Origin of the sequence: Endozoicomonas sp. YOMI1 (genome assembly GCF_024606345.1) — a bacterium.
GTDB lineage: Bacteria > Pseudomonadota > Gammaproteobacteria > Pseudomonadales > Endozoicomonadaceae > Endozoicomonas.
Map to the genome: position 1 here is coordinate 1 of NZ_JAHHPM010000288.1, position 9,423 is coordinate 9,423.

Consider the following 9,423-nt stretch of genomic DNA (forward strand, 5'->3'; position numbering starts at 1 on the left):
CGCTTCCCGCCACCCGCTGCCCGAAAAAGACAGGCCGCTTGTGCTTTTGCGGCCAACAGCCAGCAAGCTTGACAAGTCTCAGTCAAATGCAGAACTTATTCCGAGATAATTCCTAACAAGGCCGGTCAACATCGGAATGGTAGAGCAGCTGCACGTTCACATTAGTTCCAGAAAAATAATTAACCTGCGTGAGCAACCGGAAAACGGTCTCGATGGTCGGTTCCCATGCGAGCCGACTCGTGACCCCACCGCCATCCCCCATGAAACTCAGAGATCATGGTGCATAGCGGTTGGTTCGGGTGTCGGCTCCTTTTAGGAGCCGACCTACACGAAGAGACTCGCTTTCCGGTTTCGCGACAGCCTCTGAATAAAAATCAGTTTATTGCTTTACGCTATTATCAGTTTTTCTCATAATTAATCCGGCTTAAACGCTGAACCTTATTAGGGTTCAGCCCCACCTTCCCCCGATACAGCACCTTATGATTGATGGAGTAAGTGATTGACAGCATCAAAAAAAATCCCATCACTGATCAGCACCATTCTGACTCAGGGTATCAGCCTGAAACTGCAACCCGCTGATCTCGCCTATCTGGCCGCACTGCGCTATTGGAAAGAAACAGAATCACAGCCGGAATTCAGTGAAGAAGAGCTACATGTGGTATTCCAGAGCGTGGAAAAAGCAAGGCTGGATGATGATCACCGCGACGATTCATCAAAACGCTGTAACGAGGTAATACGACGCCTCCTGCAACAACATCTGCTGATCTGTCTGGAAGGGGGTGAACAGCGAAACCACGCTTATCTGATTACGCCTCTGTCTGAGCAGATTGTGGACTCTGTCTGTATCGGGATGGAAGCGTCCCGGGAAGCATTGAGCACACTGTTTATGACCGTGGCCAGTCATCTCAGGGAGATCCGGGACTCCGCGGAACAGGGCGGTAACGAACCCTTCTGGAAACTGCAGGTGGAAGGACCGCTGAATATAACGGTAAACCAGCTGGTAACCTCTATAGACCATCGCCAGCGACAGCTGGATCAGGAAGCCATTAATACCCGTAAAGAAGTGGTGGAACTGCTGAAACAAGACTGGCAAAACAGCATCAGCCAATGCGAGCAGTTATTAACCAGCACTCAGTCACATCTTCAGGATCTGCAACGACTGTTGTTAGCTTCCTGCCATGAACTCCGATCACTGCTGGAGGCCATCTCCCGCTACTGTGAACAATCCCAAAGAAATGATGCCATCAATATCGTTCTCCGGCTGGAACAGCACCTTGACCGGATTGAACACTGGAGTGGCGAACGAATGAATCACTGGGAAGGATTCCATCACCGTGTGCATCAATACCTGCGCCAGTTTGTCACCATGGATGAGCGCAAGGCGCTGATGGAGCGGGTGCGGGAAGGCATTCGGAACTATCAGGCGATGCGCTGGTATCTGCGCTATACCCATGCAGAACCCCTGGTCCGGTTACGGGATATTGAGCCACCTCAGCCAAAAGAGAGCCTCGCCCGGGTAATTCATGATGAAGGCGACCCGGCTTCGATTGAAGACTTTGATGCCCTGAAGCAGCAGGTTAAATACTGGCTGGTTGATCAGCAAAACCAGACCGGACACCTGCCATCCTACGAACAGGCACTGGAACAACTGGCCAGCCAATGGCCCATGGAAAAGCTGCATTTGGTCGCTGGCTGGCTATTCAGTGCGCTGACCGAGATGGGTCATCAGCAGCACCAGCAGCACATCACGGATAGCCAGTGGCACCCGGTGATGCCCACAATAGCGCCCGAATTTTATGTGGAGCGCCTGAGACTCACCCCCAATTCACCCCAGCGAGAAAGAGAGAAACAGCTTGTTGACGGATAACCCCTACCAGCAGATCGCCGATCTGATCAATGATGAATGCTTCCCGGAACTGGATACCCGGCTGCGTCGGGGTGAACATATCGATGCTCGCCATCACCGATTATTCAATGTGATTCAAGATGGTTTCCCGCTGCTGGTTGAACACTACCTGCGCTTTGGCAGCGACCTGATTCAGGCACCGGAGGCCTACTATTACCTGCGCCCCGGAACCAGTGGCAAAAGCCTGATTCGCGCCAAAAAGCTCGATGAACTGACCATGGTCACCGGCCAGGTACTGGCCATGTTCCATCTTGATCCGGAACAACTGGAAGGCAGTGGCTGGATATCCACCGAGGCCGTGTATGAAAGGTTGCGTCTGCTGCTGGAGAATGACTATCTCTGCCAACTGCTGGAACGGAAAAAGATCGAAACCCAGGCAGACCGTGACAAAGCCATGGAGACACTGCGCCGCTCCATCCGACTGCTGGCAAGGCTGGGCATGATCCGACTGGAAGGCAACCAGGCAAGCCGACTGCAAACCCAGGCACCATTGATGCGATTTATTGACCCGGTCCGTTCAACGGCGTCCACAACTGAGGGCACCAGGACCGCCCTGGAGCAACTGGTTCGTGACGGTTATATCAGCCTGGATGAAGATGACGAAAGCCTGATGCCTGATGGCGTCGAATCGGTAGCAAAGACCCGCCAAGACACCGTAGTGGTTGAGCAGGCCGTTGAAGAAAAGCAGCTTGAAGAAGAGCAGGAAGCATGAGCCAGAAAAGAACCCAGATCCGCAGTCTGACCATGGTCAACTTCCGGGGCATCTTCTTCAAGACGATGGAGATGCACCCGTTAATGAGCAATCTGATCGGCCATAACGGTGCCGGTAAAACCACCATCATGGGGGCGTTACTGATTAACCGGGTGCCCGATAACCGCCTGATCCGTCTGCGCAACAATTCCGACAGTGGTCAGGATCGCAGTGATAATGGTATCTGGGGACGTATCGGTGCCGGCACCTGTTACAGTCTGGTGGACTACCAACTGTACGACGGAAGCCGGGTGATAGCTGGCGTCCGGATTCGTCGCCTGAGCCAGCCAAAGGTGGAATTGAAGCTCTTTGCCATTACCGGCATTGAAGCCAGTGTGCCCGTCCGTGACCTGGTGATGAAACCACTGCCCGGTGAAGATAACCGCTATGAACCCCTGGATGGCAAAGCCCTGAGAAATCAGGTCGCCATGATGAACGGTGAACTGCTGACCTTCAATACCACGGCACAGTACATGAGCTGGCAGTTTGAACAGCGGATCATTCCGCGACGCATGGAGAACAGCCAGGATCGTCAGCGCTACTATCGTATGCTGGAAACCAGTCTGTATGGTGGCCTGTCATCGGAATTGCAAAAAGGACTGCGGGATTACCTGCTTCCGGCTGATGATCAGGTGCGCCAGTCTATCGGTTCCATGCAAAGTGCACTGCAGGAGACCCAGAACACCCGTCGTAAAATAGAAACCACTCGCAGTGACCGCAAGGTGATCCGGGAGATTCTGGAGTCCAGTTATGCCCTTGGCGAGCATGTACTGGCCTGGGCCGAAAAACAGAAGATCAAACTGCAGCAGGAACTGAAAGATAAACAGCAACAGCAGCGCCAGGCGGAACTCCAGCTGGAAACCAAACGACAGCAATTGTCAGCCATCGACGCTCGTCTGCTAAGCCTTGACGCTCGTGAGGCTGAACTGGTGAGCCGGGAAGAGGACGCCAGTGAATGCCTTGATCATGCCAAAGATCTGGAACGACTCCACACCGATCTGGAACGGCTGGAAAACCAACAGAGCAATCATAACCAGCAGCTGGAAGAGCTGAACGAACAAAAAGCCCTGCTGGATCAGCAACACCAGGAAGAGTCTGCTGACCTTGAGCGTCTGCAGGCAGACGTGGCGCAGCTGATGGATCAGCTGACCAGCGTCGAGCAGGCCTATTCAGAAGAGGCTCGCAAAGCGGGTCTGTATCAGGCCGCCCTGAGAGCCCTGAATGAAGTGCGTGACAGCTTTGCACAGCCGGATCTGACCGCCGATATGCTCAGTGCTTTGCTGGACACATTGCTGCAGGATCACAGCACCACATCTGAACGCTATTACCGTCAGCTGCCGCTATTGGAACAGGCAGAAGCCATTCGAGATCATTTCAATGCCACCCTGTCTCTGCTGGCGACACTGGGCGATCATGAGGTTCCCCTGAACCAGGCCGCCAGCCGCAGCGATCACTGGCAACATCACCGGCAGCGACAAACGACACTGGCAGTCCAGATCCCGGTATTGATCCAACAACAGCAACAACGTCAAAAAGAAGAAGAGCAACTGAACAAGCTGCAACAGGCTATCAGCACGCTTCCGGAAAGCTGGCGTGATAATATTCAGGATGAAGCCAGCTGGAACACCAGCCTGGGCACTGCAGGGCTTGAGCAACAATACCAGCAGCAAACGATGGAGGTGCTCAGGGAGCAAATCCAGCAGACTCATCGAACTCAGGATCAGGTTAAAGCCAGCCTGACTCAGGCTAGACAGGACCATATCCTGTGGCAGGATACCCGCAAGCTGAGCCAGGATATTCAAGCTATTCGTCCCAAGGCCCCACTGAGCAATCAGGATGATTTTGCTGCCCTGCGCCATCAGGTAAGCCAGGACCAGCAGGAAAATCTGCAGGCCAATGCCCAGCTTGGCAAGCAGCTGGATGAACTGCGTGCACGCATGGCCCAGCTGGAAATCAAAGCCTCCAGAGAGCTTCAGCAACTGCAGAAGCTGGCGGATATCACCGGCGGTGTGGTGATCAGTGATTACTTTGATAACGATGATATTTCCCTGGAAGAAGCGGCCTGGCTGGAAGCAAAATTCGGCCCCCTGCGTCATGCCATCCAGGTACGGGATATCAGTAAGGCTGCCCATATCATTCGGGCAGAAAGTGATCGTCCGGATCATGTCTGGCTTCTCTGTGGCCAGCCGGGAGCATCTTTCCCGGAAGAAGAATACCTTCACACGCCCCTTGATCAGAAAGACGACGGCAACGTGCTGGTAGAAATCGCCAGCAATATTGCCCGCTTAAGCAGGGAACCGGAGTTTCCAACCATCGGCCGACTGGCCCGGGAAAAAGAACAGGCCCGTCTTCGGGCGTTGGAAGAACGCCTGCTGGATCAGCTACAGGAGCTGGCCATCGATAAACGACAGCTGGCAAAGTGCCAGCAATACCTGGATCAACTCTCCGCCAGAAGCCCATGGCTGGGAGTCCAGGAGCCACCCGTTGAGGAATACGCAGCACAACTTGAAGAGCTGGATAGCCAGAGCGAATCACTGAATACTGAGTTGAGTGATGCGAGTCAACAACTCAACCTGCTCAATGGCGTTATCCGTTGCCTTGAGCAGTGGCAAACCAGTGCCTGGCTGTTGAGCGACGATCCGGATCGTGAGTCATTAGACGACATCAGAGATCACCTGCAAAAAGCCAATCAGGCCAAAGACTGGTTAGATAAACATCAACAAACCATTCAGCAGCTAAACGACCATCGATTCTATATCGAGCAACCGCCCATCGAGAATCTCGATGCCTTGCGGGCCGAGCTGGAACAACTGAAACAACAGCTAAGCCAGTACAGCCAGCAGAAAGATCTGCTGAGCGCCGCGACAGCACAAGCGCCAAATCTTCGCTTTGCCCAGTCGGTTACCCGTCAGGAAGAGACAGAGAACCTGCAAAAGCAGCTGCGGGCTGAGTATCAGACGAAAAAGCAGGCCGAGCAGCGACAAAACCAGCAGGTAAAACAACTGGGTCAGCAATGTAACCAGCTCGGGCTGAATGTAAACTCCATTAATACCCTGTTGGATCAGAATCTTGCTCAACAGTCAGAATTCAAACGACAAATCAATGATATTCCACTGACGTGGCAAACTGGCCTGAAAGAAGAGTGTGCAGCACAGTTAACCGCCATCCGATCAGAAAAAGCCGGGCTCAGTCAGGAAATCAAACAGCAAAGTGAAAACAAAATCACGGTGAAAGCAGACCGGGATAAAATTGAGGAACTGCTCAGTAACACCATTGCGGATATTCATCAACTTGATCCTAAAGTACAGCAAGCCACCCGCAACCATGAGCTGATCGTGGAACAGGCGGCACTGTCCGGGCAACAGCAACGGCTGCATATTCACCTCCTGCTCCATCAGGACGATGAGATTCTTCGTAATGGCATGGCCTCGGCACGCATTGCCCTGGCGAAAGTTCTGGAGACAGAACAGAGCGACCTGTTTCAACAGGTAGGGAAAAGTAGCAGCGCTGACCTGCCGGGACTGTTCCAATGCTTTATTGACGCCCAGCACCATCTGGCCCAGCGCATGGATAAAACGCTGTATCAATCCGATGATCCAAGGCAAAACCTGGAACGGCTTGAACAGCACCTTACCCGCCTGGAAACCCTGTTGAAGGATGCCGAACAGCGTTTCCTGGCTGAATCCGACAGTCTCGGACAGAACATTCAGCGCAAGATCAACAAAGAGCGCAAACAGATTCATCAACTGAACACCGCCCTTTCCAGCGTGCATTTTGGCACCATCCGGGCGATCAAAATTGAGCTGGAAGTGATCGACAGTTTCCAGAAAATACTGGACGCCCTGCAACAGGAATTTTACGCAGACTTATTCCATAAGCCAGACATCACCGTGGAAGCGGCGTTGGAATACCTCTTTAAAAAGGAGACCGGGGGCACCATCGTTGGCGATAAACTGCTGGATTATCGTGAGTACATTCGCCTGAATATCCTGATTCAGCGGGCTGGCAGCAGTCAGTATGAACCGGCCAACCCGACCAACCTTTCCACCGGTGAAGCCATTGGTACCGGTCTGGCCATTCTCACAATGGTACTGCATTCATGGGAAGTCGCCACCAATAACCGCGATGGCAAAGGACACGCCGCCAGTCGCCTGTTATTCCTTGATGAAGCGGCACGCCTTGATGCCAGGGCACTGGCCACCCTGGAAGAACTCTGCGACCATCAATCCCTGCAACTGCTGGTTGGTGCGCCGGATAATGTGTTGCCCAAAAATGGTATTACTTATCGGATGGTGCGCCTGATGGAGCCTTATGAGCATGTTATTTTCTCTGGTGTAAAAGGCAGGCTGCCCCAGGGGGCTGAATCGTGACATTCCAGCCAGAGGATGCCATACCTGTTGCATTACAGTTGTTAGCAGGCAGCTATCGTCAGAAGGGTCGGCAAATGCCAGCCTTTCTGACCCGCCTTATCAATGCTGGCTGGGTCGAGCAGTGTAGCTTTCGTCAAAGAAACAATGGTGTCATTTTGGCGATCTGGATCAGAGAGGTATTGATATAGCCCAGACACTGGCTAAAGCTCAGGGAAAGCCGATGAAGCTATTAATTCCTGACTGGTGGAGTGAATACCAATCTCATTTTGAACTCAATATCAGGCAGGGTAAAACGGAGTGGCAAAACAACATCTGCCCTAGTGACAAACGTTACGCAAAACACCGGTTGTTAAACCGTCTTGCCGAAAGAAAAAAGTGGATGGAGCAGGAGGCCATTGTACTGGACTCCCGCCTGTTGCATGAGATCCGATGCCTTTTTGATACCTACCAGGCTGACTTCAACAGCCCCAGCACCTGCTCATAACTGGCATCCACCCGGTTATAGAGCAGTGCACCATCGTCAATACTCATACGAGCAATGTCTTCCAGTTGAGACTCGTGCACCTTGCCACTTTCTGACAATGTTCTTGGCAGCCCTGTCTGCTCAAAGAGTTCATCCCGCATGGCACGAATATAGATAATGGTTTCAGCAGCCCGCCGCTGTTCGGGTATTTTGCTGTAAAAATCTGCACCGGCCAGAGGAAGCAGCAGTTCACCGATTGCTTGTTCACACCGGGGCAGGTTGTATTCCAGAACATAAGGCAGCATCAGACTCATGCAGACGCCGTGGGGAAGATGGGTTATCGCCCCAAGTGAGTGCCCGATGGCATGTACCAGCCCAACCATGGAGTTGGAAAAGGCAATGCCCGCCATGGTTGCTGACTCTGCCAGCTTCAATCGGAGATCTTTGCTATCGGGCGTGGCAAGCACCCGAAGCAGGTTTTCCCGTATGCCTTTAATCGCTGCAACGGCATAGGCATCACTGATTGGATTCTTGGCCGTACCCAAAAACGCTTCAATGGCATGGGTCATTGCATCCATGGCTGTGGCAGCGGTGATATGCGGTGGCAATGTCAGGGTCATCCGTGGATCAAGAATCGCCACATCAGGCATCAGGAATGAGGAGGCAAAAGGCACTTTACGACCACTGACATCATCGCGAATAACCGCAACTTTGGTCACTTCTGAACCGGTACCCGCCGTCGTTGGCAGAATAAATAACGGCTTTAGTCGTTTAGTTAGGGCACCAGAACCGCTGTAAGCCAGAAGATCATCACCACCTTCAGACACTAGAATATTTACCGCCTTCGATGTATCAATCACCGACCCACCACCAATGGCAATAATGCCATCCGCTCCATTCTCACGATAAAACCGCGTGATGGCAGATACGATTCTGGTTGATGAGTCAGGCGGTACATCGCTATAGACACCCGCCATCGGAACCCCGTCGACCACCAGAGCCCGCTTAACGGGCTCAATTAAACCGGCGTTAAGCACGCCCCCATCGGTAATAATCAATGGCTTCTGTACCCCAAGGCTGGCCAGTTCATAGGGTATATGCTCCAGAGCTTCATTGCCTGAAACGATTTTTACCGGATTAAAGAATTCATAATAACTGCGGCTCATCTGGCAAACACCCCCATAACAAAACCGGAAAACACACCCAGATAGATTTGAACTGCCCCCATCAGCTTTTCCGTTAAGGAAATCTCCGGGTAATGACGCATGATTTTCCGGCCTATAAACCGGGGAAGTGTGATCACTTCCAGTCGCTCAAAGCAACGTACCAGTTTCATGGAAGCGGAAAGGTCACCATCAACCACCATTCTCTCCCTGGCAAAGGCATCGGTTGTGCCTTCCTGAAAAGAGAGCGTATTAAAAGCATGGGCGAGATGTTTGAATTGAATATCCACATCGGGCTTTGTTTCACTGTTTTTACGACCCGGTTTTATTCGCCCTTCACTTTTCTTCATATACAAGCACGGGCCACGTGGCATAACACTCATGGAAAAGGTAAAACCATCAGGTAATGATGCTATTTCCTTCTGAATCAGCTTGTCAGTCCGACAGGCCTTAGCCAGCCCATGACCAATAAAAGCCAGCATAAAACGAACATACAAACGTTTTATACGCCAGAGAATGGGAAGTGGGGTCACCTGATACTCCTGCCAGCAAACCGCCGGGCATTAATTATTGCTGTTATTTCCGGGTGACATTATCCACAATCAGAAGATGGTCGGCTATACAGGGAGCTTCATTCAGGACAATGAGATAGAAAAGCCCGACGTTAATCCCTACAGAAGAGTTGCGTAAGACTTACTCCGGTAAGCTGTGGCGTTGAAGATGTAGATAAAGCCAGATAATCCTGATTATCGTAGGTTTTTAGTAACGGC

7 protein-coding genes are annotated in these 9,423 nt (G+C 52.1%); 5 read left to right on the plus strand and 2 right to left on the minus strand.

The window, feature by feature from the left end:
• Window positions 1–499 precede the first annotated feature (499 nt).
• Genes KDK15_RS10010 through KDK15_RS10030 form a run of 5 tightly spaced genes read left to right on the plus strand, consistent with a single transcriptional unit; the run spans window position 500 to window position 7,511 of the window.
• Window positions 500–1,867: a hypothetical protein gene (locus KDK15_RS10010; protein WP_257295216.1), complete on the plus strand. Its 1,368-nt coding sequence runs from the start codon at window positions 500–502 to the stop codon at window positions 1,865–1,867.
• Complete coding sequence (locus tag KDK15_RS10015; protein ID WP_257295217.1) at window positions 1,854–2,618, plus strand: chromosome partition protein MukE; 765 nt, start codon at window positions 1,854–1,856, stop codon at window positions 2,616–2,618. The genes KDK15_RS10010 and KDK15_RS10015 overlap by 14 nt, the downstream gene beginning before the upstream one ends.
• Window positions 2,615–7,027, plus strand: a complete 4,413-nt coding sequence (mukB, locus tag KDK15_RS10020; protein ID WP_257295218.1) for a chromosome partition protein MukB — start codon at window positions 2,615–2,617, stop codon at window positions 7,025–7,027. Before KDK15_RS10015 ends, mukB begins: the two co-directional genes overlap by 4 nt.
• Window positions 7,024–7,215, plus strand: coding sequence for a hypothetical protein (locus tag KDK15_RS10025; protein ID WP_257295219.1), 192 nt, complete (start codon window positions 7,024–7,026; stop codon window positions 7,213–7,215). The genes mukB and KDK15_RS10025 overlap by 4 nt, the downstream gene beginning before the upstream one ends.
• A 32-nt stretch (window positions 7,216–7,247) precedes the next feature.
• On the plus strand, window positions 7,248–7,511 hold the full coding sequence (locus tag KDK15_RS10030; protein ID WP_257295220.1) for a hypothetical protein: 264 nt from the start codon (window positions 7,248–7,250) through the stop codon (window positions 7,509–7,511).
• On the opposite strand, the gene KDK15_RS10035 is transcribed toward KDK15_RS10030, so the two are convergent.
• Window positions 7,472–8,656 (minus strand): iron-containing alcohol dehydrogenase, encoded by a 1,185-nt coding sequence (locus KDK15_RS10035; protein ID WP_257295221.1) that lies wholly within the window; start codon window positions 8,654–8,656, stop codon window positions 7,472–7,474. The two genes, KDK15_RS10030 and KDK15_RS10035, sit on opposite strands and share 40 nt — an antisense overlap.
• Window positions 8,653–9,186 carry an SCP2 sterol-binding domain-containing protein gene (locus KDK15_RS10040; protein ID WP_257295222.1) on the minus strand — a complete coding sequence of 178 codons (534 nt, stop codon included), beginning with the start codon at window positions 9,184–9,186 and terminating at the stop codon, window positions 8,653–8,655. Before KDK15_RS10040 ends, KDK15_RS10035 begins: the two co-directional genes overlap by 4 nt.
• Between the last annotated feature and the right edge of the window lie 237 nt (window positions 9,187–9,423).

Bases quoted from the DNA above. Each gene is read 5' to 3' on its own strand.
- mukB (WP_257295218.1), top strand. From the start codon at position 2,615: ATGAGCCAGAAAAGAACCCAGATCCGCAGTCTGACCATGGTCAACTTC.
- KDK15_RS10030 (WP_257295220.1), top strand. From the start codon at position 7,248: ATGAAGCTATTAATTCCTGACTGGTGGAGTGAATACCAATCTCATTTT.
- KDK15_RS10035 (WP_257295221.1), bottom strand. From the start codon at position 8,656: ATGAGCCGCAGTTATTATGAATTCTTTAATCCGGTAAAAATCGTTTCA.